Source organism: Streptomyces sp. NPDC085596, from assembly GCF_044541565.1.
Classification (GTDB): Bacteria; Actinomycetota; Actinomycetes; order Streptomycetales; family Streptomycetaceae; genus Streptomyces.
In genome coordinates this window covers 43,899-66,573 of sequence record NZ_JBITTC010000014.1, presented here as the reverse complement: position 1 = coordinate 66,573, position 22,675 = coordinate 43,899, and the positions used below count along the sequence as shown (strand labels likewise).

General features: G+C 73.3%; 17 protein-coding genes. 15 read left to right on the top strand and 2 right to left on the bottom strand.

Translation table 11 applies throughout. The annotated features are described in order from the left end of the window. Positions 1-29 precede the first annotated feature (29 nt). The 3 genes from ACIGA3_RS30045 to ACIGA3_RS30035 all read left to right on the top strand — a co-directional run bounded on the left by ACIGA3_RS30045 (position 30) and on the right by ACIGA3_RS30035 (position 2,314). On the top strand, positions 30-797 hold the full coding sequence (locus tag ACIGA3_RS30045; RefSeq protein WP_399721591.1) for an enoyl-CoA hydratase/isomerase family protein: 768 nt from the start codon (positions 30-32) through the stop codon (positions 795-797). Between the two features lie 213 nt (positions 798-1,010). Then, positions 1,011-1,619, top strand: coding sequence for an ATP-binding protein (locus ACIGA3_RS30040; RefSeq protein ID WP_399721617.1), 609 nt, complete (start codon positions 1,011-1,013; stop codon positions 1,617-1,619). An 86-nt stretch (positions 1,620-1,705) separates the two neighbouring features. Beyond that, positions 1,706-2,314, top strand: a complete 609-nt coding sequence (locus ACIGA3_RS30035; protein WP_399721589.1) for an ADP-ribosyltransferase — start codon at positions 1,706-1,708, stop codon at positions 2,312-2,314. On the opposite strand, the gene ACIGA3_RS30030 is transcribed toward ACIGA3_RS30035, so the two are convergent. Continuing rightward, the gene (locus ACIGA3_RS30030; RefSeq protein ID WP_399721587.1) at positions 2,268-2,939 is read right to left on the bottom strand and encodes a GNAT family N-acetyltransferase; all 672 of its coding nucleotides are present in this window, start codon (positions 2,937-2,939) and stop codon (positions 2,268-2,270) included. The two genes, ACIGA3_RS30035 and ACIGA3_RS30030, sit on opposite strands and share 47 nt — an antisense overlap. 109 nt (positions 2,940-3,048) lie before the next feature. Between ACIGA3_RS30030 and ACIGA3_RS30025 the strand changes: the two genes are divergently transcribed. Further along, positions 3,049-3,261: an EF-hand domain-containing protein gene (locus tag ACIGA3_RS30025; RefSeq protein WP_399721585.1), complete on the top strand. Its 213-nt coding sequence runs from the start codon at positions 3,049-3,051 to the stop codon at positions 3,259-3,261. Between the two features lie 43 nt (positions 3,262-3,304). On the opposite strand, the gene ACIGA3_RS30020 is transcribed toward ACIGA3_RS30025, so the two are convergent. Further along, positions 3,305-3,862, bottom strand: a complete 558-nt coding sequence (locus ACIGA3_RS30020; protein ID WP_399721584.1) for a glycoside hydrolase family 25 protein — start codon at positions 3,860-3,862, stop codon at positions 3,305-3,307. A 335-nt stretch (positions 3,863-4,197) separates the two neighbouring features. On the opposite strand from ACIGA3_RS30020, the gene proB reads away from it, so the two are divergent. From proB to ACIGA3_RS29965, 11 genes are read left to right on the top strand one after another with little or no spacing between them, the layout of a single operon-like run. After that, entirely contained in the window at positions 4,198-5,301 is a 1,104-nt protein-coding gene (gene proB, locus ACIGA3_RS30015; protein WP_399721582.1) for a glutamate 5-kinase, read from the top strand. Next, the gene (locus tag ACIGA3_RS30010) at positions 5,292-6,542 is read left to right on the top strand and encodes a glutamate-5-semialdehyde dehydrogenase (RefSeq protein WP_399721580.1); all 1,251 of its coding nucleotides are present in this window, start codon (positions 5,292-5,294) and stop codon (positions 6,540-6,542) included. Before proB ends, ACIGA3_RS30010 begins: the two co-directional genes overlap by 10 nt. Continuing rightward, on the top strand, positions 6,532-7,710 hold the full coding sequence (locus tag ACIGA3_RS30005) for a pyridoxal phosphate-dependent aminotransferase (protein WP_399721578.1): 1,179 nt from the start codon (positions 6,532-6,534) through the stop codon (positions 7,708-7,710). The genes ACIGA3_RS30010 and ACIGA3_RS30005 overlap by 11 nt, the downstream gene beginning before the upstream one ends. A 60-nt stretch (positions 7,711-7,770) precedes the next feature. Beyond that, positions 7,771-8,007 carry an MbtH family protein gene (locus ACIGA3_RS30000; protein WP_399721576.1) on the top strand — a complete coding sequence of 79 codons (237 nt, stop codon included), beginning with the start codon at positions 7,771-7,773 and terminating at the stop codon, positions 8,005-8,007. After that, positions 8,004-9,725, top strand: a complete 1,722-nt coding sequence (locus ACIGA3_RS29995) for an ABC transporter ATP-binding protein (RefSeq protein WP_399721574.1) — start codon at positions 8,004-8,006, stop codon at positions 9,723-9,725. The genes ACIGA3_RS30000 and ACIGA3_RS29995 overlap by 4 nt, the downstream gene beginning before the upstream one ends. Next, positions 9,722-11,464 carry an ABC transporter ATP-binding protein gene (locus tag ACIGA3_RS29990; protein ID WP_399721572.1) on the top strand — a complete coding sequence of 581 codons (1,743 nt, stop codon included), beginning with the start codon at positions 9,722-9,724 and terminating at the stop codon, positions 11,462-11,464. The genes ACIGA3_RS29995 and ACIGA3_RS29990 overlap by 4 nt, the downstream gene beginning before the upstream one ends. Next, the gene (locus tag ACIGA3_RS29985; protein WP_399721570.1) at positions 11,439-12,746 is read left to right on the top strand and encodes a hypothetical protein; all 1,308 of its coding nucleotides are present in this window, start codon (positions 11,439-11,441) and stop codon (positions 12,744-12,746) included. Before ACIGA3_RS29990 ends, ACIGA3_RS29985 begins: the two co-directional genes overlap by 26 nt. Positions 12,747-12,754: 8 nt before the next feature. Continuing rightward, positions 12,755-15,103 (top strand): condensation domain-containing protein, encoded by a 2,349-nt coding sequence (locus ACIGA3_RS29980; protein WP_399721569.1) that lies wholly within the window; start codon positions 12,755-12,757, stop codon positions 15,101-15,103. Beyond that, a complete protein-coding gene (locus ACIGA3_RS29975) occupies positions 15,096-15,851 on the top strand; it encodes a hypothetical protein (protein ID WP_399721568.1) in 756 nt (251 codons plus the stop codon). Before ACIGA3_RS29980 ends, ACIGA3_RS29975 begins: the two co-directional genes overlap by 8 nt. A gap of 45 nt (positions 15,852-15,896) precedes the next feature. Beyond that, the gene (locus ACIGA3_RS29970; RefSeq protein ID WP_399721566.1) at positions 15,897-17,705 is read left to right on the top strand and encodes a non-ribosomal peptide synthetase; all 1,809 of its coding nucleotides are present in this window, start codon (positions 15,897-15,899) and stop codon (positions 17,703-17,705) included. Between the two features lie 49 nt (positions 17,706-17,754). Then, entirely contained in the window at positions 17,755-22,650 is a 4,896-nt protein-coding gene (locus tag ACIGA3_RS29965) for an amino acid adenylation domain-containing protein (RefSeq protein WP_399721564.1), read from the top strand. Positions 22,651-22,675 lie beyond the last annotated feature (25 nt).

Genomic DNA, 22,675 nt, shown 5'->3' with positions numbered 1-22,675 from the left:
CGGCGTTAGTCGCCGTTAACCTGGCGCGCATGACCGTGAATCTCGAAGTCGCCGAAGGCGTCGGCACGCTGCGCCTGGACCGGCCGCCGATGAACGCGCTGGACGTCGCCACGCAGGACCGTCTGAAGGAACTCGCCGAGGAGGCCACGCGCCGCGAGGACGTGCGCGCCGTGGTGCTCTACGGCGGGGAGAAGGTGTTCGCGGCGGGCGCGGACATCAAGGAGATGCAGGCCATGGACCACACCGCCATGGTCCTGCGCGCCCGCGCCCTCCAGGACGCCTTCACCGCCGTCGCCCGCATCCCCAAGCCCGTCGTCGCCGCCGTCACCGGGTACGCGCTCGGCGGGGGCTGCGAGCTGGCGCTGTGCGCGGACTACCGGATCGCCGGGGACAACGCCAAGCTGGGTCAGCCCGAGATCCTGCTCGGCCTGATCCCCGGCGCGGGCGGCACCCAGCGCCTCGCCCGGCTGATCGGCCCGTCCAAGGCGAAGGACCTCATCTTCACCGGCCGCATGGTGAAGGCCGACGAGGCCCTCGCCCTCGGCCTGGTGGACCGGGTCGTCCCGGCCGCCGAGGTGTACGAGCAGGCACACGCCTGGGCCGCCCGGCTCGCCCAGGGCCCGGCGCTCGCGCTGCGCGCCGCGAAGGAGTCGATCGACGCGGGACTGGAGACCGACCTCGAGACCGGGCTGACGATCGAGCGGAACTGGTTCGCGGGCCTGTTCGCCACCGAGGACCGCGAGCGGGGCATGCGCAGCTTCGTGGAAGAGGGGCCGGGCAAGGCCAAGTTCCTCTGAATACTCCGCTGAGCGCCGGCGCGCGAGGGCCCGGGGTGCGGAAGATATGCCCCTGTGGCCCTTGCAATTGACGCGTCGTCTGATTCGGGTCTCCCGGCGGGCCGGTTTATGGCAGCCTTAACCGCACCTTAAGCCTGCCTCGCCGAGGGAGCCGCACGATTGCCCGGAACCGAGCCGTCGCCGCAGGTCGACCGGGCTGTCACCGGACCCGACCTGCCATTGGCATATGCCGATCGACTGGAGCAGAACGGGGGCGCACGGGGGGCGTATTCCTCCGGATCGGCCCCGGAGGCCCTCGGTGACGGCCATCATGGGGGCATGGCGGGGCTGGATGGCATCGATCAGCCACGGGGACACAGCCGTGCTGCCGCGGCGCGTTGGTCGCCCGCGGTCGAGGACGAACAGGGGCTCAGAGCGCTCGAACTGTTCGGCAATCCCACGGAGGCGGAGGTTCCGCTCCCGTCCCGTCCCGAGTCCGCCGCGACCGCGCGCAGACTCGCCCAGATCGTCATCCTGCGGCACTGGGGGCTGAGCCCCAAGATGACCGAGGACGCGGTCTTACTCGTCTCCGAACTCGTGGGCAACGCCGTACGCCACACCGGTGCCCGGGTGTTCGGACTGCGGATGCGCCGCCGGCGCGGCTGGGTCCGCGTCGAGGTGCGCGACCCCTCGCGGGGACTGCCCTGTCTGATGCCGGTGCAGGAGATGGACATCAGTGGGCGGGGGCTGTTCCTCGTCGACAAGCTCGCCGACCGCTGGGGCGTCGACCTGCTGCCGCGGGGCAAGACCACCTGGTTCGAGATGCGGGTCTCGGACCGCTGAGGCTTTCTGACTCGAAGTCAGCGGACACGCCCCCGATCGGGTGATGATCCACCGCCCGTCCCGGCCGGACCGCCATCGTGCGGGGCATGATCGCAACTCGTCTGCTGCGGAACCTCACCGCTGCCGCCCTCTCCCTCGGCGCCGTCCTCGCCACCTCGGCCGCCGCGCCCGCTGCCGCTTCGGCGGGCCTGAAGACACGCGCCGCCGCGCCCGCCTGCCCCCAGTTCCAGGACAAGGTCCACGCCGCCGCCGACCGCCGGGTCGACGTCGACCGGATCACCCCGGACCCGGTGTGGCGCTCCGGCTGCGGCACCCTCTACCGCAGCGACAGCCGTGGCCCGGCCGTCGTCTTCGAAGAGGGCTTCCTGCCCAGGGACGTGGTGAACGGCCAGTACGACGTCGAGCAGTACGTACTCGTCAACCAGCCCTCGCCGTACGTCTCCACCACCTACGACCACGACCTGTACAAGACCTGGTACAAGTCGGGCTACAACTACTACATCGATGCCCCCGGCGGCGTGGACGTCAACAAGACCATCGGCGACACCCACAAGTGGGCCGACCAGGTCGAGGTCGCCTTCCCCGGCGGCATCCAGCGTCAGTACGTCATCGGCGTCTGCCCCGTGGACAAGGCCACCAAGACCGAGATCATGAGCAACTGCCAGAGCAACCCGTACTACCGCCCCTGGCACTGAGCAACAGCTCGGCCCCGACGGGCCGGTAACCCGCCGCGAGGAACGCCCGTGCGCTCCGGGCGTTCCCCGGCGCCACCTGGCCCCACACCGGCCCGCCCGCCAACTGCCGGGCGGCGGTGGCCAGTGCCCGCCCGAGGCCCCTGCCACCGCCGGTCACCTCGCCGTCCACCTCGACGGCCACCTCCAGCCGGCCGCCAACTCCGTGCCCGACGACGAGCACCCCGCCCTCCGTCGTCCACACCCGCACCGCGTCCCGCCGCTCCCGCGCGCGCACCACCCGTGGATGGCCCGCGTCCGCGATCTCCCGCAGCGGCAGTGCGGGCGGCCCTGGCAGGGGAGTGCCGACCCAGAGCGCGTCGATGGTTTCCGCCGTGCGCCCGGTGCGGTCCATGAGGGCCGTCAGGAAGCGGGGGTGCAGCGGGGCGGCGAGGGGGTCGCAGTCCAGGGCGGCCAGGGTCGCGCGTACCCAGGCCGGGTCCTCGTCGGTGAGGATGACCGTGTGTGCGGTGAACGCCAGTACTCCGGCGTCCCGATGGCAGGGCTGGGGCAGGACGGTCACGGTGCCGTCCGGGGGTGGGAAGAGGCCGTGGGCCGTCGCGGCGAGCAGTTCCGGCAATGTCTTCATGGGTGCTGCCTCTCACTCCTGGGCGACCGTCGATCGTGCGGAGCGTTAATCTGACCAGCGGCAGTACGCCGACATGGTTTGAGAAGAACGAGCACAGAGGGGCGGATCGGTGGCGGACATCGACGAAGCACGCAGGCAGTTCCAGCGGATCGACGCGGACGGCGACGGGTTCATCACCGCGGCCGAGTTCAAGTCCGCGCTCGCCCAGCAGGGCGACTTCCACGTCACCGAGACGGTCGCCGAGGCCGTCATCAAGACCCGTGACATCGACGGCGACAAGGTGCTGACGTTCGACGAGTTCTGGGCCTACCTGAGCAAGTGAGCAGCCCGGAAGGGGTGTCCGCCCCGTGCGGACACCCCTCCCGTCACCGTCCGGTCGCCCACTCCTTCAGCGCGGCCTTGCTGCCGAAGTCCGCCACGTTCTTGTCGTACGGCTCCGAGGTGTACTGGTGGAACCTCCAGTCCGCCTTGATCCGCGGCTTGCCCGCGCTCACGTAGTCGGCGATCCACAGGCCGTCGCCCGCGTACGACGTGGTGTCGATGTTCAGCCAGTAGTCCCGGTTGGTGTACAGCACCACCCGGTTGTCGGGTCGCAGACCGCGCAGCTTGCGGATGAACGTGCCCTTCTCCGCGTTGCTCGCGTGCGTGCCGTCACCGGTGACCTCCCAGTCGACGGCCAGGATGTCGCCCGGCCGGTCGGGGGCGTGGCTGAGGAAGTACTCGGCCTGCTCGGTGAGGTTGCCCGGCCACAGGAAGTGGTAGAAGCCCGTGACCAGACCCGCGTCGCGCGCCGTCTTCGTCTGGGCCGCGAGTCTGGAGTTGACGTACGAACGGCCCTCCGTCGCCTTGATGAAGGCGAACGAGAGTCCGTCGGTGTCGTACGACGAGGACTGATACGCGCTGACGTCGATGCCATGGAGCATGAAGGTCTTGTGCCCCCCGCACCCCCGCTCGGAACATTTCCCTCCGCCCGCTTTCACCACCCGCATCCCCAACCCCGGCCCGTTCCAGGTCAATTCGCGGTGACGAACCCCTTGACTTTCTGAGCTGGTACGAAGAAAACTTCTCGAAGTTGCCGCACTGTGCCCGCAGCGCCCCCGGTGGAATCCGGCGGCCCCGCGCACCGCGTGCCGTTCCCACGACGCCCTCGGGATCTCCGAGCGGCGTCGCACTTGTTTTCGCCGCTCATCGTTCTCTGGTCATCGTTCTCTGCTCGTCGTTCCTGGCTCATCCGCGTACAAACGGGGGTGCGGACGTGTTGCCCGAAGCAGAAGTGTCGCCCGACGCGGCAGCCACGGCGTCGTCGTGCGTCGTCATCAAGATCGGCAGTTCCTCCCTGGTCCAGGGCGCGGGCGTGGACGCCGCGAAGGCGGACGTCGTCGCCGCCATGGTGCGGCGGCTGAGGGACGAGGGCCTGACGGCCGTCGTCGTCGCCTCCGGCGCCATCGCGCTCGGCCGGAGCACCCTGGGCGAGGGCCCCGGCGAGGCCGGCACGCGCCGGCAGGTCATGGCCGCCCTCGGTCAGGGCCCGCACTTCCAGGCGGTCGGCGCCGCCTTCGCCCGGCAGGGCCTGACCTGCGCCCAGTTCCTGCTCACCCCGCGCGACATCTGGGACCCGGAGCACGGCGCCTCCGTCCGCGCCGCCCTGCTGCACACCCTGGCGGCCGGTGTCGTGCCCGTCGTCAACGAGAACGACGCGATCATGGTGCGCAACAACGACGTCCTCGCCGCCCTGCTCGCCGCCCGCCTCGGCGCCCGCACCCTGATGCTGCTCACCGACGTGGACGGCCTCTACGACCGCGATCCCCGGCTGCACCCCGACGCCCGCCGCATCGATGTCGTGGACGCCATCACCGCCGACCTGGAGACGGCCGCCACCGGCGCCGACTCCTCCCACGGCACCGGCGGCATGACGGCCAAGCTCGGCGCCGCCCGGATCGCCACCCGCAGCGGCGTCCCCACCGTCATCGCCCGGTTCGACGGCGCCGACGCGGCCGTAGAGGCATGCCGGGGCCGGCCGCGCGGCACCCTGGTGCGCGCCACCGGGACGGCGGGCCCGCGCGAGGACCTGCACAGCCTGTGGTGCGCCTTCGCCCAGCCCCCCGGCGGCCGCCTGGTCTGCACCCCGGACGGCGAGGCGGCACTCGCCGCGCGCGGACCGCTCGACCGGCAGGGCGTCGCCGCCGCCGACGGCGACTTCCCGGCCGGGACCGTCATCGATCTCGTCACGGCACACGGTGACCTCCTCGCCCGCGGCCGCGTCCGCGCCGGCGCCAAGGAGATCACCCGGCTCCCCGCCGGAGCGCCGGTGCTGCATCCCGATGAATACGTCAGCCTGCTGGAGGTAGAACCGTGTCCGTGATCGACATCTGCCGTGCTGCCAAGGAGGCCGCCGCCGAGCTCCGCGTGCTGCGGACGGAGGTGAAGGACACCGCCCTGAACGCCATGGCGGACGCCCTGGAGACCCACCGCGACCGGCTCATCGAGGCCAACGCCGTCGACGTGGAGAAGGCCCGCGCCGCCGGGGTCTCGGCCACCCTCGTGGACCGGCTGACGCTGACCGACTCCCGGATCGCCGGCATGGTCCGGGCCATCCGCGTCATCACCGGCCTGCCCGACCCGGTCGGCCTCGGCGTCGGCCGCCAGGAACGCCCCAACGGCCTGGTCATCGAGCAGGTACGCGAACCCCTCGGCGTGGTCGCCGTCATCTACGAGGCCCGCCCCAACGTCACCGCCGACGTCGCCGCGCTCTGCCTGAAGTCCGGCAACGCGGCCGTGCTGCGCGGCTCGTCCATCGCCTACCACAGCAACGCCGCCATCATCGAGGTCCTCCAGGAGGCCCTCGCCGGTGTCGAGGGTGTCCCGGACAACGCTGTCCAGCTCATCCACGACGTCTCCCGCGAGGCCGCCCTGGAACTGCTGCGCGCCAAGGGCTACATCGACCTGCTGGTGCCGCGCGGCGGACCCGAGCTGATCCGCACCGTCGAGGAGAACGCCACCGTCCCCACCGTCATCGACGGCGACGGCAACTGCCACACCTACGTCGACGCCACCGCCGACCCCGAGATGGCCACCGCCATCGTCGTCAACGCCAAGACCTCCCGGCCCAGCGTGTGCAACGCCATGGAGACGCTGCTCGTCCACCGTGACCTCGCCGAGCAGTGGCTGCCGGGCGCGCTGGACGAGCTGAAGGGACTCGGCGTGGAGGTGCGCGGCTGCGAACGCGTCCGCGAGGTGTGGCCCGCCGCGGTCCCGGCCGAGGAGAAGGACTGGGGCACCGAGTACCTCGACCTGATCCTCGCCGTGAAGGTCGTCGACGGCCTCGACGAGGCCATCGCCCACATCGGGAGGTGGGGCACCATGAACGCGGACGGCATCGTCGCGCGGGACATCGCCGTCGCCCAGCGCTTCACCCGCGCCGTCAGCACCGGCTCCGTCTTCGTCAACACCTCCACCCGCTACTCCGACGGCGGCGAGTTCGGCTACGGCGTGGAGATCGGCGTCTCCACGCAGAAGCTGCACAGCCGGGGCCCGATGGGCCTGGAGTCGCTGACCTCCGTCAAGAACGTGGTGTGGGGGAACGGGCAGGTCCGTGTCCTCTGACCCCGCCGGGCCCCCCGGCCGGAACCGGCCCGCACGGCTCGACGCCATCGGCCAGGCGTCCTCCATCGCCGTCAACAACCTCGTGTACGAGATGAAGGAGGCGGGCCGGGACGTCATCACCCTGTCCCTCGGCGAAGCCTTCTTCGATCTGCCGTTGCCCGCGTTCGCCGCGGGCGCCGGCGTCGACCTGCACCACTACACCCACTCCAGAGGCGTGCCGCGTCTGCGCGAACAACTCGCCGCCTACTACCGGGACCAGTGCCGGGTCCCCGTCGACCCCGAACGCGAACTCATCGTCACCGCGGGCTCCAAGCTGGCCCTGTTCATGGCGCTGCTCGCGGTCGTCGGCCCCGGTGACGAGGTCCTCGTCCGTGAGCCGCTGTGGGTCAGCTACCCCGACCAGATCCGGCTGGCCGGGGGCGTCCCGGTGGCCGTACCGCACCAGGTGCCGGTCGGTGCGCTGAAGGACCACATCACCCCGCGTACCCGTGCCATCGTCGTCAACAACCCGCAGAACCCCTCCGGGAACCTGCTCACCGCCGACGAGGTGGCCGAGCTGCACCGGCTCGCCGACCGGTACGGGCTGACGCTGATCGCGGACGAGGCGTACAACGAATTCGTGCCGCTCGGCGCGGAGTTCGTGTCCCTCGGCGTGCACGACCCGGAGAAGCGGCACACGGTGATCTGCAACTCGATGTCCAAGAACTACGGGATATCGGGCTGGCGGGTCGGCTACCTCATCGGCGGCGGCGCCTTCCTCGACGACGTGCTCAAGCTCCAGCAGCACATCGTCACCTGCGCCCCCTCGATCCTGTGCCACTTCCTCGCCGAGCACTTCAGCGACCTGCTCGCGGTGACCCGCCCGCAGATCGCGGAGGTCGTCGCCCGGCGCAACCGCGTCGAGAAGACGCTGACCGCCGCCGGGATCGAAACCCTCGCCGGGGACTCGACGTTCTACCTGTTCGCCGACCTCGGCCGCACCGGCGCCGACAGCGAGCGGTTCGCCCGCGACCTGCTGCTGGACCACGGGGTCAGCGTCGTCCCCGGCAGCGGGTACGGCGCCTCCTGCGCCGGATTCGTACGCGTCTCCGTCGGCGCCGAACCGGAGGCACGGGTGAGCGCCGGGGTCGACCGGCTGATCGCGGCCGCCGCCCCGGCCCACCGGTGAGCCGGGCACCGCCCGACCGACCCCCGGCCCGGCACGACAGCAGCGAGAGAGAAGAAGGACATGAGCGACAGCCAGGACATCAGCCAGGACACCGTGACCTACCAGGTCGTCGTCAACCACGAGGAGCAGTACTCGATCTGGCCGGTGGACGATCCGATGCCCCCCGGCTGGACGGCGAGCGGGCCCTCGGGCGGCAAGGCCGAGTGCCTCGCCCACATCGAAGAGGTGTGGACCGACATGCGTCCGCTCAGCCTGCGCCGCCACATGGAGCGGGCGGAGTCGGCGGGCGAGCGGTGAAGCAGCGCGTCTCCCTCCTCTGGAGGTATCTGCAGGGCCACCGGGTCCGGGCGTCCGTCCTCGGGGTCCTGGTCATGGGCAACGTCGCCCTGACCGTGCTCAACCCGCAGTGGCTGGGCCGCTTCATCGACGGCGCCGAGGACGGCCGCGGGGCGGACGCCCTGGTCGACATCGCGCTCGTCTTCATCGCGCTGACCGTGCTCAACCAGTGCGTCGTCGCCGCCGCCGGCTACCTCGCCGAGGACCTGAGCTGGCGCGCGACCAACACACTGCGCACCGACCTCGCCGAGCACTGCCTCGACCTGGACATGTCCTTCCACAAGGAGCACACACCGGGTGAGCTGATCGAGCGCATCGACGGCGACGTGGCCACGATGGGCAACTTCTTCTCCACCTTCGTCTTCCACGTCCTCGCCAACGCGGTCCTGGCCGTCGGCATCGTCACCGTGAGCTTCTTCGCCGACTGGCGCACCGGCCTCACCCTGCTGCTGTTCGCGCTGCTCGTGCTGCCGCTGGTCCGCGTCGCCCAGCGGCGCGCCAAGCCGTACTTCACCGCCATGCGGCAGACCAACGCCGAGATCTCCAGCTTCCTGGAGGAGAGCGTCACGGCCACCGAGGACGTCCGGGGCAACGGCGCCGAACGCTACGTCATGGCCCGCCTCGACGGCCTGCTGGACCGCTTCCGCAAGCTGATGAAGGTCGAGGCGATCGCCGTCCGCGCCTCCTCCAGCGTGCTGGAGACCAGCGTCTCACTGGCGACCGGCGCCATCTTCGCCCTCGGCGCCTACCTCATCACGCACGGCCGCATGGAGCTGGGCCAGCTCTATGTGTCGTACTTCTACACGAGCATGCTCTCCATGGCGCTGTTCCGGATCGCCTACCGGGCCGACGGCCTCCAGGTCGCCCTCGTCGGCATGGACCGCACCGCCGAGATCCTCGGCACCGAGAGCCGCATCAAGGACACCGGCACCACGGCGTTCCCCGCCGCACCGGTCACCGTCGAACTCGACCACGTCCACTTCTCGTACGCCGCCGGGCGCACCACCCTCGACGACGTCAGCCTCACCATCCCCGCCGGGCAGTCGCTGGCGCTGCTCGGCCGCACCGGCAGCGGCAAGACCACCGTGGCCCGGCTGCTGCACCGGGCCATGGACGCCGACCGGGGCACCATCCGCTTCTCCGGCGTCGACATCCGCGACATCCCGCTGGACGAACTGCACCGGCACATCGGCGTGGTCACCCAGGACGTGCACATCTTCCGGGCCGCCGTCCGCGAGAACCTCACCATGTTCGACCCGGACATCACCGACGAGCGGATCTGGAAGGCGCTCGACGGACTCGCCGTCGCCGACTGGATCAGGCAGCAGCCCGACGGCCTGGACACCGTCCTGGAGGGCGGCACCGGCGCCCTGTCCGCCGGACAGGCCCAGCTCATCGCGCTGGCACGGGTGTTCCTGCGCGACCCGGCCGTGGTGATCCTGGACGAGGCGTCGTCCCGGCTCGACCCCGCCACGGAACAGCTCACCGGCCGCGCGACGGCCGAACTCATGGAAGGCCGGACCACGCTGGTGATCGCCCACCATCTGTCCACCATCAGAGACCTGGACCACGTGGTGATCCTTCAGGACGGCCGGGTCCGCGAGGCCGGGGAGCGGGCCGCGCTCGCCGCCGACCCCGCCTCCCACCTGTCCTCCCTGCTCGCCGGGAGTGCCGCGTGAAGGCGTACCGGACCTTCGGCCGGGTGGTGCGCTCCGCGCCCGGACCGTTCACCGCCAACTTCCTGCTCCAGCTGGTGCGCAGCGGCATCCTCGTGGTGCCCGGCCTGATCGTGCGGGAGATCTTCAACCGGCTCTCCGGCGACGCGCCCGTCACCAGCGGGCTGTGGGTGCTGATCGCCCTGCTGGTCGCGGTCGCCCTGGTCCGCGTCGGCGGCCTGCTCGCCTGCGTCGCCTACGACGGGATCTGCGAGGCCCACGGGCAGGCCCTGCTCACCCGCGGTGCCGTCCGCGCCCTGCTCGCCCGGCCCGGCGCCACCGCGCTGCGGCTGCCCGCCGGTGACGCGGTGAACCGGCTGGTCGCCGACACCGCCAACGCCGCCTCCATGGTCGGCTACACCTTCATGGTGTCCGGCGCGGCCGCGCAGGCGCTGGGCGCGCTCGCCATCATGCTGGTCATCGACCCCGTCGTCACCGCCGTGGTCTGTGTGCCGCTGGTGCTCGCCGGGATCGTCATCAACACCGCCAGCAAGCGCATCCGCAAGTACCACAGCGGCAGCCGCGCGGCCGCGGGCGAGGTGAACGCCTTCCTCGGCGAGATGCTCGGCTCGGTCCAGGCCATCCGGCTCGCCGGGGCCAAGGGGCAGATCATGTCCCGGCTCGGCACCCTCAACGAGGACCGGCGCAAGAAGACCCTCCAGAGCCGGCTGTTCACCGATGTCTTCCTGGCCTCGGTGTGGACCAACACCTCCGCGCTCGGCACCGGGGTCGTCCTCGCGCTCACCGCGAAGAGCATCACCGACGGCAGCTTCACCGTCGGAGACCTCGCCCTCTTCGTCATCTACGTCGGCTGGGTCACCGACTTCACCGCGCTGTTCAGCCAGAACCTCGCCCTGTACAAGGCGTCCGGGGCCTCCCTGGAGCGGCTGGAGGAGGTCGCGCCGGGCGCGGTCACCGAGGTGCTCCAGCCCGACCCGGTGCGGCTGCCCGCGCCCCGCGAGGAGCTGCGCTCCCTGGAGGTCAGCGGGCTCACCTGCCGCTACCCCGGCTCCCCGAACGGCGTCGCCGACATCAGCTTCCGCCTGGAACAGGGGCAGCTGGTCGTCCTCACCGGCAAGACCGGCTCCGGCAAGACCACCGTGCTGCGCGGGGTGCTCGGCCTCATGGAGCGACAGGGCGGCGAGGTGCTGTGGAACGGCGAGGACAGCAGCCGGCTCGCCCCGCCGCGCGCCGCGTACACCCCGCAGGTGCCGCGCCTGTTCTCCGCGCCCGTGCGCGAGAACATCGAACTCGGCGCGGCGGAGGACGAGGACGCGCTGCGCACCGTCCTGCGCACCGCCGTCCTGGAGGAGGACGTACGGAGCCTGGACGAAGGCGTGGACACGGTCGTCGGACACAAGGGCACCAAGCTCTCCGGCGGCCAGATCCAACGCGTCGCCGCCGCCCGCATGTTCGCCCGCGACACCGAACTGCTCGTCTTCGACGACATCTCCAGCGCGCTCGACGGCCCCACCGAGCGCCGCCTCTGGCAGGGCCTGCGCGAGCGCCGCGCCGCCTCGCCGCTGACCTGCCTGGCCGTCTCCCACCGCCGGGAGACCTTCCGCGAGGCCGACCACATCGTCGTCCTCGACGAGGGCCGGGTCGTCGCCCAGGGCACGCTCGACGAACTGCTCGGCACCAGTGACCGCATGCGTGAGCTGTGGGAGGGAAGAGCTGATGAACCTCAGCCTGACAACGCGTAGGAAAGGCACGGAGGTCTTCCTCGCCGACCTGGGAGACGGGACGCACGGGCTGCCCGCCCATGAGGCGTCCATGCCCACCGAGATCCGCGCCCACCTCGCCGAGCGGCACGGCCTCGACACCGTCTACCTCGGCCCGCTCGCCCACCAGAGCGACGGGCTGCGGGTGCACGCCCTGGAGGCGCGCGGCGCCGACGACACCAGGGGCGACTGGTACGACGCGGCACGGCTGGCCAAGGTGGCCTTCGCCCCCGGACAGCCCGCCGGGCTCGTCGCCGACCGGGTCTCCGGGGGCGCGCCGCTGCCCGAGGTGCCGTGGACCGAGCCGGGCTGGCTCGCCCGCGCCGCCGCCTGGGCCGAGGCGGAACTCGCCCGGCACGGCACCCCCGCCACCGCCGAGCCCGAGCAGCTCATCGTCTCCCCCTGGGCGTGCACCCTGCGCATCCCGGCCGGGGACACCCACGCCTTCCTCAAAGCCGCCCCGCACCCCTTCCCCTACGAGCCCGACCTCACCTGGCTGCTGCGCGAGCGCTTCCCCGGACACACCGTCCCGCTGATCGCCCGCCACCCCGACGAGCACTGGATGCTCTCGCTCGACATCGGCGAGGCACGGGTGGTCGAGGAGGACCTCACCGAAGAGCACCTCCCCATCTACCGGCGTGCGCTGACCAGTTACGCGCGGATGCAGCAGCAGCTCGCCGGGGACACCGACGCCCTGCTGGCCCTCGGCGTCCCCGACCGCCGCCCGGCCACCCTGCCCGACCTGTACGACGAGATCCTCGACGACACCTACTGGCTGGCCGGGGACCTGGAGGGCGGCATCGGCGAGTCCGACCGGCGCCGACTGCGCGCCTACGCACCCGAGTTCCGCGCGACCTGCGAGGAACTGGCTGCCGCCGCACTGCCCGACACCCTGCTCAACGTCGACTGGTGGCACGGCAACCTGTCCTTCCGCGACCGGGGCGACGTGATGTTCGACTGGGCGGAGAGCGTCGTCGGACACCCCCTGTACTCGCTCACCACCATCGACCGGGTCACCGAGGTCGGCGCGATGCCGGAGTTCTTCCGGGACGCCCTCGCGGACACCTACCTCGACGCCTGGCGGGACCGGGCCTCGCCCGAGGAACTGCGCCGGCTGCGCGAACTGGCGCGGCCCGGCGCGATCCTGTGCCGGGTGCAGACCTGGCGCCAGTGCGTACGCCTGCACGCCGACGCCGACCGCTACGCGCGCGACCGGCTCAGCGTCGCCGCGAATCTCAGCCGCCTGCTGCCGCTGGTGAAGTGAGGAGTGCCGTGAAGGCGTTCGCCAGGACGAGAATCCCGCGCCGGGGGGAGGCAGACCTCGCCCCGGTCTCCGAGGCCCAGCGCTCGATGTGGTTCCTGGAGCAGGCGGGCCGCGCCGGTGCCTACAACATCGGGATGTCCGTGCGTATCGGCGGCCCGCTGGACCCGGAGGCGCTGCGCCGGGCCCTGCTGGCCGTCGCCCGCCGCCACGAGACCCTGCGCTCGGTGTTCGTCGCCGAGGGCGGCGAGGTCCGCGTCCGGGTGCTGCCGGTCGAGGAGTTCGCGGAGCTGCTGTTCCCGGCCGACTGGGACGGCAGCGCCGAGGCACCCTTCCAGCTGGACGGCGGCCCGCTCTTCCGCGCCCGGCTGACCTCCGCCTCCGCCACCGAACACCTGCTGCTGCTCTGCTTCCACCACGTCGTCTACGACGGCGGTTCCGCCGCCCTGTTCTGGGACGAGCTGTGGCAGGCGTACAGGGGTGCCGAACTCCCCGAGCCGGACATCCAGTACGCCGACTACGCGGCCTGGCAGCAGGAGCGGCTGGACGGCGGGGCGCTGGCCCGGCAGACCCGGTGGTGGACCGAGCGGCTGGACGGCGCCCCGGTCCTGAGCACCGTCCCGCCCGACCGGCCCCGGCCCGTGCAGCGCACCGGCGAGGGACGGGAACTGCGGGCGCGGGTGCCCGCCGAGGTGCACGGGGCGCTGGTGGAGCTGGCCCGCGCGGAGACGGCCACCGTGTACATGGTGGTGCTGGCCGCGCTCCAGGCGCTGATCGGGCTGTCCTCGGGCCGGACCGACGTACTGGTGGGCTCGCCGGTCTCCGGCCGGGTGCGGCCCGAACTCCGGCCGCTGATCGGCTGCTTCGTCAACACCCTCGTGATGCGGGCCGACCTGGCGGACGACCCCGCCTTCCTGGACCACCTGCGCCGCACCCGGCTGCACGTCCTGGACGCCTTCGACCACCAGGAGGTCCCCTTCGACCGGGTGGTGGAGAGCGCCAACCCGCTCCGGCTGCCCGGGACTTCACCCCTGTTCCAGGTGCTCTACGCCCACCAGGGCAGCTCCGGCGAGGTCGTGCCGCCCCCGGCCGGGCTGACCGCGGAGCCGGTGGACGAGCGCACGTCCACCGCCAAGTTCGACCTCCTGGTCACCACCTGGGAGGAGGACGGCGGCCTGGTGCTGAGCCTGGAGTACGCCACCGAGCTGTACGACGAGAAGAGCGCCGACCGGTTCCTGCGCGAACTGCTCGACCTGCTGACCAGGGCGGTCACCGCCCCCGGCACCCGGCTCGGCGCCCTCGGCACCGGCCCCTGGCGGACACCGGCGGCCGAGGTGACGCCCGCGCCCTCCGCGCCCGAGCCGGACGACACCCCGTGGACCCCGACCGAGGAGTTCCTGCGGGACGTCTGGGGCAGGCTGCTGGGCCGTACCGACATCGGCCGGCGGGCGGACTTCTTCGACCTCGGCGGGCACTCCTTCATGGGCATCCGGATGCTCAACCGGGTGCGGCTGGAGTACGGCGTCGACCTGCCCGCCGGGGTGCTGTTCGAGGCCCGCACCATCGAGGGTCTCGCGGCGGCCGTGGACCGCGGGCTGCGCGGCGCCGAACCCGCCGAACTGGTCCGGCTCGCCCCCGGCGAGGGACCGCCGCTGCTCCTCGTCCACCCCGTCGGCGGCGGCATCACCTGCTACGTCCCGCTGGCCCGGCAGCTGCCGATGCCGGTGTACGGGATCGAGGCGGTCGGGCTGGACAGCGTGGAGGCGATGGCCGACGCCTATCTGAAGGCCGCCGCCCCGCTGATCGAGGAGGGGCCGGTCGCCTTCGGCGGCTGGTCGATGGGCGGGGTCGTCGCCTTCGAGATGGCCCGCCGTGTGGAGGCCGGGTCGGGGCGGACGGTCCCGGTGGTGCTGATCGACAGCCATGTGCCCGACCCTGATGCCGGGACGCCTGGCGAGGCCGACCTCGTCCAGTGGTTCGCGCGGGACTGGGGCGCCTCGGCGGGCCGTGACCTCGGCGAGGGGATCACCGGCCGGGCGGAGCTGTGGCGGCGCGCGGCGGAGCGCGGGCTGCTGGACCCCGGCCGGGACGGCGACGCCGCCCGGCGGCTGCTGGAGCGGTTCGAGTCCAACATCGGCGCGGTCGGCCGGTTCCGGGTGCCGTCCGGACACCGGGGCCCGGTACGGCTGCTGGCCGCCGCCGGAGAGAGCTGGGCGGCCGGGGACCGGGGCTGGGGCGCCGTCACCTCGGGCGGGCTGACCGTCACCCCCGTACCCGGCGACCACTACGGGATCATGGCCGACCCCGCGCTGCCCGGCGAGGTCGGCGGCTTCCTGGAGAGCGCGGTGTGCCATGACTGACGTGCTGCTGGCCCTGGACTTCCCCGGCCGCCGGGACGAGGCCCGGATCGCGGACCTGCGGCTGGAGGAGGCGGGCTGGAAGGTCGAGTACGCGCTGACCGCGCCGTACAGCCGGGTGCCGGACGCCGGGGCGCAGGCCGCCGCGCTCGCCGCCCGGCGCACCGGCGGGGCCCCGCGCGCGGTGCTCGCCTACTGCATGGCCGCCCCGCTCGCGCACGAGCTGGCCGCACTGCTCAGCACGCCCGGGGCGCCCGTACCGCTGCTGCTGTTCGACGGGGAGCCCGGCCGGCCGGAGGCGGTGCGGGACGCGGCGCGCACGGTCGCCGGGCAGCTGACCGACGGGGCCGCGCAGGCGCTGGACGACGACCCGGACCTGCTCTCCGACGCGGCCCTGACCGGCCGGCCCGAGGAGGTGATGGCGGCCGTGGAGGACCGGATGAACCGGCTGGCCGCCGAGGTGTTCCGGGGCGACGGCTTCGACGAGACGGAAGCCCGGGCCGCCGCCACCCAGGTGTCCGGCTTCTACCTGGACTGGATCGCCCACCTCACCGCCTCCCTGCACACCGGCCGGCCCGCCTGGGGCGGCCGTGTCCAGCACATCCGCACCCCCGGCCACCACGGCCCGCAGACGTGGCCGGGCGCGGGCGCCACCGAGAACCACCTCGTCGACAGCGGGCGCAACGAGCTGCTGCGCGACCCCCGCACCAGGGAGCTGGCCCTCACCCTGCTCGGCCCGCCCACCGCGTGAACGGCCCCGGCACCCGAACTCGCCCGGCAGAACAGGAAGTCCGACGTGTCCCCTCCGCGTGACCACGACCCGGCAGACGCCCCGCGCTCCCTGCTGGACCTCTTCGCCCGCACCGTGTCCCGGTACCCGGACCGCCGTGCGGTGAGCGACCGGGACACCGTGCTCACCTACCGGGAACTGGACCTGCGCGCGGACGCGGTCGCCGCCCTGCTGACCGGGCGGGGGATCGGCCCCGAGGACCGGGTCGGGCTCTACACCAGTCGCTCCGTGGACGTGTTCACCGCCATCCTCGGCGTGCTGAAGACGGGCGCGGCCTACGTCGCCGTGGACGACCGCTACCCCGACAGCCGCCGCGATCTGATGCTGACCGTGAGCGGCGCGGCGGCCGTCCTCACCCGCCCGGACTGGGCGCCCCGGCTCGCCGGGCTAGGCGCCGCCGTCATCCCGCTGCCCGACGGGTACGGCGCCGCCCCCGCACCGGCCGCCGCGCGGCCCGGCCCGGACGCCGCCGCCAGTGTGCTGTTCACCTCCGGCTCCACCGGCACGCCCAAGGCGATCGTGCTGGAGCACCGCAACCTCGTCGCCTTCGCACGGAACAGCGCCCTGGCCCCGCTCACCGCCGAGGACCGGGTCGGCCAGATCTCCTCGCTCTCCTTCGACCTGTTCCACTACGAGATCTGGAACACCTTCGCGGCGGGCGCCGAGGTCGTCGTCCTGCCTGCGGTGCCCGAGCTGCTGGAGGCCGGGTTCCGCGCGGAACTGACCCGGCTCGGGGTCACCGCGATGCTGGTGCCCACCATGGTCGTCAACCATGTCGCCACCGAACACCCCGACGCCTTCGCCCCGTTGCGCATCCTCCAGGTGGCCGGTGACGTGCTCCTCCCGGCCGCCTGCCGGAACATCCTGGGCGGCGGCTTCACCGGCGGCCTGCACAACCTGTACGGCCCGGCCGAGAGCACCACCGCCTGCACCGCCCACCACATCACCGCCCGAGACGCCGAGGGCGACGCCATCCCGATCGGCCGTCCCCTCGACGGGATCACCGCGCACGTCTTCACCGACGGCCGCCCGGCCGCCCCCGGCGAGACCGGTGAACTCCTCATCGGCGGCGCCCAGTTGGCGCGCGGCTACCTGAACGCCCCCGAGCTGACGGCGGAGCGCTTCGTGGACGACCCGTACGGCACCGGCATCGGGCGGGCCTACCGCACCGGCGACCTGGTCCGGCTCCGCGAGGACGGCGTGCTCGACTACGTCGGCCGGGCGGACAACCAGTGCAAGATACGGGGCTTCCGCGTCGAACTCGGCGAGGTGGAGCGGCTGATGCGCACCCTGCCCGGGGTGCGGGACGCGGTCGTGGTGCCCGAGGGCGAGGGCACGGACCGGATGCTGGTGGCGTTCGTCGCGGGCGACGGCCCGCTGGAGGAGACCGGGGTGCGCGAGGCGGCGGAGAAGGAGCTGCCGTTCTTCATGGTCCCCGGCTCCCTGGTGATCCTCCCGGAGATACCGGCCAACCACCACGGCAAACGCGACGTACCCGCCCTGCTGGGCCTGCTCGCCGAGCGCCGCCGTGCCCGCGCCGACGAGGCACCGGCCGCCGCGCTGTCACCCACCGAGCGGTATCTCACGGGGCTGTGGGCGGAACTGCTCGCCGAGCCGGAGATCGGCCGCACCGACCACTTCTTCGAACGCGGCGGCAACTCGCTGCTCGCCTTCCGTATGAAGATGCGCATCGCCCGCGACCTCGGCGCCGGCATCAGCCACCGCACCGTGCTCGACCACCCGGTGCTGGCCGAACTGGCCCAGGCGGTCGACACCGCCCACGCACCCGCCCGCAGCGGTGAAGGACGGACCTGAACCGGCGGTGCCAGCAACCTTGGGGGAGCGAATGACGGGGGAAGAGCACATGACGGAGCCGCCGGTCCCGGTGCGCGAACGCATCCTGCGGCAGGCCCGCCGCGCGCCCGGGCGCATTGCCGTACGCGACGGCGCGCGGGAGGTGTCCTACGGCGAGCTGGACCGTCTCTCGGGCCGCCTCGCCCGGCGCCTGACCGCCCTCGGGGTGCGTCCGGAGGACCCGGTCGCGCTGTGCCTGCCCGGCGGGGCCGACGCGGTGGTCACCGTGCTCGGCGTGCTCCGCGCGGGCGGCGCCTACGTCCCCCTCGACCCGGCCTACCCGGCGGACCGCCTCCGCTTCGTCCTCGCCGACACCGGCGCCCGCTGCCTGGTCACCACCCGGAACCTGCTCGCCGCCGTCGACGTCGCCCCCGAGCACATCGTGTTCCTGGAGGACGTCCTCGCCGCCGAGGACCCGGCCGAGGAGGTCCCGGACGCCGTCGTCCTGCCCGACAACGCGGCCTACGTCATCCACACCTCCGGCTCCACCGGCCGCCCCAAGGGCGTCCTGGTCCCGCACCGCGCCCTCGCCCACCACCTCCGGGCCACCGCGGACACCTTCCGGCTCACCCCCGAGGACCGGGTCATGCAGTGCCGGTCGCTGAGCTTCGACGCCTCCGTGGAGGAGATCTTCCCGGCGCTGGCCCACGGCGCCACCCTCGTCGTCCGCGCGGACGGACTGCGCCGCACCCCGCGTGAACTCGTCGACTGGATCGAGGCCGAGGGCATCACCGTCGCCTCCCTGCCCACCGCCTACTGGCACGCCCTGACCGAGGACGCCACCCTCCTCGCCCGGCTCGCCGCCGCGCCCCTGCGGTTCGTGCTGGCCGCCGGGGAACAGGCCGCCCGCGAGCGGCTCGCCGCGTGGAAGCGGACCGTCGGCGAACGCGTCGAGTTCTGCAACGTCTACGGCCCGACCGAGGCCACCGTCACCACCACCGTCTACCGCACCGGCCCCGGCTGGGAGCGGGACTGCGCCACCACCGTCCCCATCGGCCACGCCCTCCCCGGCGTCCGGACCCGGGTCGTGGACGGCGAGCTGTACGTGGGCGGCGGGGGCGTGGCCCGCGGATACGTGGGCCGGCCGGGGCTGACCGCCGAGCGGTTCGTGCCCGATCCGTCCGGGGAGCCGGGGGCGCGGATGTACCGCACCGGCGACCTGGTGCGCGAGCGGGGCGACGGGCTGCTGGAGTTCGCGGGGCGGCGGGACTTCCAGGTCAAGCTGCGCGGCTTCCGGGTGGAACTGGGCGAGGTGGAGGCCGCGCTCGGGGCTGTACCCGGAGTCGGGCAGGCCGTCGCGGTGGTCCGGGAGGACGAGCCGGGGGACCGCCGGCTGGTGGGGTACGTGGTGGCCGCCGGGGTCGAAGCGGCCGTGGTGCGGCAGGCGTTGGCCGACCGGCTGCCCTCCTTCATGGTGCCGTCCGCCGTCGTGGCGCTGGACGCGCTGCCGCTGACGGTGAACGGCAAGGTGGACCGGGCCGCGCTGCCCCGGCCGCGCGTGGTGGGCGCGGGCGTGGACCGGGCGCTGTCCGAGGACGAGTCGGTGCTGTGCCGGCTGTTCGCGGAGGTACTGGGCGCGGACGAGGTCGGTCCGGACGACGACTTCTTCGCGCTCGGCGGGCACTCCCTGCTGGCGACCCGGCTGGTCAACCGGCTCCGGGTGACGCTGGGCCGGGAGGTCCCGATCGCCGCCGTCTTCGAGGCGCCCACCCCCACCGGTCTCGCCGTACGGCTGGCCGACGCGCCCCCGGCCGGGCCCGAGCCGGGCCCGCGCGAGCGGCCCGCCGAGCCCCCGCTGTCGTACGCCCAGCGGCGGCTGTGGTTCCTCAACAGCCTCGAAGGGCCCAAGCCCGTCTACAACGTGCCCTACGCGCTCGGCCTCACCGGCCCGCTGGACGCGCCCGCGCTGCACCGGGCCCTGCTGGACGTACTGGCCCGCCACGAGAGCCTGCGCACCGTCCTCCCCGGCGACCTGGGCGAGCCCTATCAGCAGGTGCTCGCCCCCGAGGAGGTGCTGCCGGAGCTGGCCGTCGAGGACGTCGACGCCGGACAGGTGGCCGCGGAGCGGGACGCGTTCGCCGCACGAGCCTTCGACGTGTCGGTCGAACCCCCGCTGCGGGCGCGGCTGTTGCGGGTCGGCCCCGAGGAGCACCACCTGCTCCTCGTCCTGCACCACATCGCCGTCGACGGGCTCTCCGTACGCCCTCTCGCCGCCGACCTCGCGGAGGCGTACCGCGCCCGCGCCAAGGGCGAGGCCCCGGCCTGGACCCCGCTGCCGGTCCAGTACGCCGACTACGCCCTCTGGCAGCGCGACGCGCTCGGCGACCCGGCCGACCCCGGCAGCGTCGCCGGCCGTTCCGTCGCCCACTGGCGGGAGCGACTGGCCGGACTGCCGGACCACTTGGAGCTGCCCACCGACCGGCCCCGCCCCGCCCGCGCCAGCCACACCGGCGGGGTCGTGCCGTTCGCGCTGGACGCCGACACCCACCGGCTGATCGCGGACCTCGCCCGGCAACTTCGCGCCACCCCGTTCATGGTCGTCCACGCCGCGCTCGCCGCACTGCTCACCCGGATCGGCGCGGGCACCGACACCGTGCTCGGCACCCCGGTCGCCGGCCGCGCCGAGCACCGGCTCGACGACGCCGTGGGCTTCTTCGTCAACACCCTGGTGCTGCGCACCGGCACCGGGGGCGACCCGTCCTTCACGGAGCTGGTGCGCCGGGCCCGCGACACCGACCTGGCCGCCTACGCCCACCAGGCGCTCCCGTTCGAGCTGCTGGTGGAGGCGCTGCGGCCGCCCAGGTCCCTCGGCCGCCACCCGCTCTTCCAGACCATGCTCGTCTTCGAGGACAGCCGCCGGTCCGACTTCGAACTGGACCGGCTCACCGTCGCCACGAGCGAACTACGGCTGCCCGTCTCCCGGTTCGACCTCGTCTTCGGCTTCACCGAGGAGTTCGCGCCGGACGGCGGACCGGCCGGGCTGCGCGGCACGCTGGAGTACAGCGCCGACCTGTTCGACCCGGTCACCGCCGACCGGCTCACGGGGCGGCTGTGCGCCCTGCTGCGGGGCGCCGTCACCGACCCCGGCCGCCCGCTCAGCCGCCTCCCGCTGCTGCCCGACGCCGAGCGCGACCTGCTGCGGACCCTGTCCACCGGTGCCACCGACGCCCGCGCCACCCCGGTCCTGGACGCGTTCGCCGCGCAGGTGCGCCGCCGCCCGGACGCCGTCGCCGTACGCCACGAGGGCACCACGCTCACGTACGCCGAGCTCGACGCCCGGAGCAACCGGCTGGCCCGGCTGCTCCGGGAGCGCGGTGCCGGGCAGGACGCGGTGGTGGCGCTGGCCATGCCGCGCTCGCTGGAGTTCGTGGTCACCCTGCTCGCCGTGGTCAAGGCGGGCGCCGCGTATCTGCCGGTCGACCCCGGGCATCCGGCCGACCGCATCCGCTTCATGGTCGAGGACGCCGCCCCGGTGTGCGTGGTCGCCTCGGCCGAGGTGGCGGAACTGCTGCCGCCGGGCACGGACACGGTCCCCATGGACCCGGACCTCGCCGGGTACAGCGACGCCCCCGTCACCCACCCGGGCGGCCTCGCCCCCGGCCGGCTGCTGTACGTCATCTACACCTCCGGCTCCACCGGCCGCCCCAAGGCGGTCGCCTTCCCGGTGGACGCGTTCGAGAACCTGCTCGCCTGGCACGCCCGCGTCATCGGTGACCGACCCGGCCGGGTGACGGCCCAGTTCGCCTCGCTCGGCTTCGACCCGGCCCCACAGGAGATCCTGTCGGCGCTCGGCTCCGGCAAGACCCTCGCCGTACCCCGCGAAGAGGTGCGGCGCAGCCCGGCCGACCTGGTCCGCTGGATGGCGCGGGAGAGCGTCTCGGAACTCTTCGCGCCCACCGCCGTCATCCACGGCCTCTGCGAGGAAGCCCTGGAGCAGGGGCTGGACCTGCCCGCCCTCACCGATGTCGCCCAGGGCGGCGAACCGCTCACCGTCAGCCCCGCCATGCGCCGCTTCTTCGGCACCGGCCGCCGGCTGCACAACCTGTACGGCCCCACCGAGACCCACGCCGCCACCGCCCACCTCCTCGAAGGGGACGCCGCGAACTGGCCCGCCACCTCGCCCATCGGGGTCCCGCTCGACCACCTCACCTGCCATGTCCTCGACGCCCGCCTCAGCCCCGTACCGCTCGGCAGCGAGGGCGAGTTGTTCGTGGGCGGCGCCGGGGTGGCCCGGGGGTACGTGGGCCGGCCGGGGCTGACGGCGGAGCGGTTCGTGCCCGATCCGTTCGGGGAGCCCGGGGCGCGGATGTACCGCACCGGGGACGTGGTGCGGTACCGCCCGGACGGGCTGCTGGAGTTCGTCGGGAGACGGGACTTCCAGGTGAAGCTGCGCGGCTTCCGGGTGGAACTGGGCGAGGTGGAGGCCGCGCTGAGCGCCGCGCCGGCAGTGGGCCAGGCGGTCGCGGTGGTCCGGGAGGACGAGCCGGGGGACCGCCGGCTGGTGGGATACGTGGTTCCCGCCGGCGTCGACGTCAAGGCGGTCCGGGACGCGGTCGCCGCCCGGCTGCCGTCCTTCATGGTGCCGTCCGCCGTGATCGCGCTGGACGCGCTGCCGCTGACGGTGAACGGCAAGGTCGACCGGGCCGCGCTGCCCCGGCCGCGGGTCGTGGGCGCGGGCGTGGACCGGGTGCTGTCGGAGGAGGAGTCGGTGCTCTGCCGCCTCTTCGCCGAGGTACTGGGTGCCGACCGGGTCGGTCCGGACGACGACTTCTTCGCGCTCGGCGGGCACTCCCTGCTGGCGACCCGGCTGGTCAACCGGGTCCGGGCCGGGCTCGGCCGGGAGGTCCCGATCGCCGCCGTCTTCGAGGCACCCACGCCCGCCGCCCTCGCCGCGCGCCTGAGCTGACCCCACCCGCAGCCGCACCGGGCTC

Excerpts from the sequence above, each read along its gene's own strand:
- ACIGA3_RS29985 (WP_399721570.1), top strand. The coding sequence starts at position 11,439 with ATGAACCTCAGCCTGACAACGCGTAGGAAAGGCACGGAGGTCTTCCTC.
- ACIGA3_RS30020 (WP_399721584.1), bottom strand. The coding sequence starts at position 3,862 with ATGCTCCATGGCATCGACGTCAGCGCGTATCAGTCCTCGTCGTACGAC.
- ACIGA3_RS29975 (WP_399721568.1), top strand. The coding sequence starts at position 15,096 with ATGACTGACGTGCTGCTGGCCCTGGACTTCCCCGGCCGCCGGGACGAG.
- ACIGA3_RS30000 (WP_399721576.1), top strand. The coding sequence starts at position 7,771 with ATGAGCGACAGCCAGGACATCAGCCAGGACACCGTGACCTACCAGGTC.
- ACIGA3_RS30030 (WP_399721587.1), bottom strand. The coding sequence starts at position 2,939 with ATGAAGACATTGCCGGAACTGCTCGCCGCGACGGCCCACGGCCTCTTC.
- ACIGA3_RS30035 (WP_399721589.1), top strand. The coding sequence starts at position 1,706 with ATGATCGCAACTCGTCTGCTGCGGAACCTCACCGCTGCCGCCCTCTCC.
- ACIGA3_RS30045 (WP_399721591.1), top strand. The coding sequence starts at position 30 with ATGACCGTGAATCTCGAAGTCGCCGAAGGCGTCGGCACGCTGCGCCTG.
- ACIGA3_RS29965 (WP_399721564.1), top strand. The coding sequence starts at position 17,755 with ATGACGGAGCCGCCGGTCCCGGTGCGCGAACGCATCCTGCGGCAGGCC.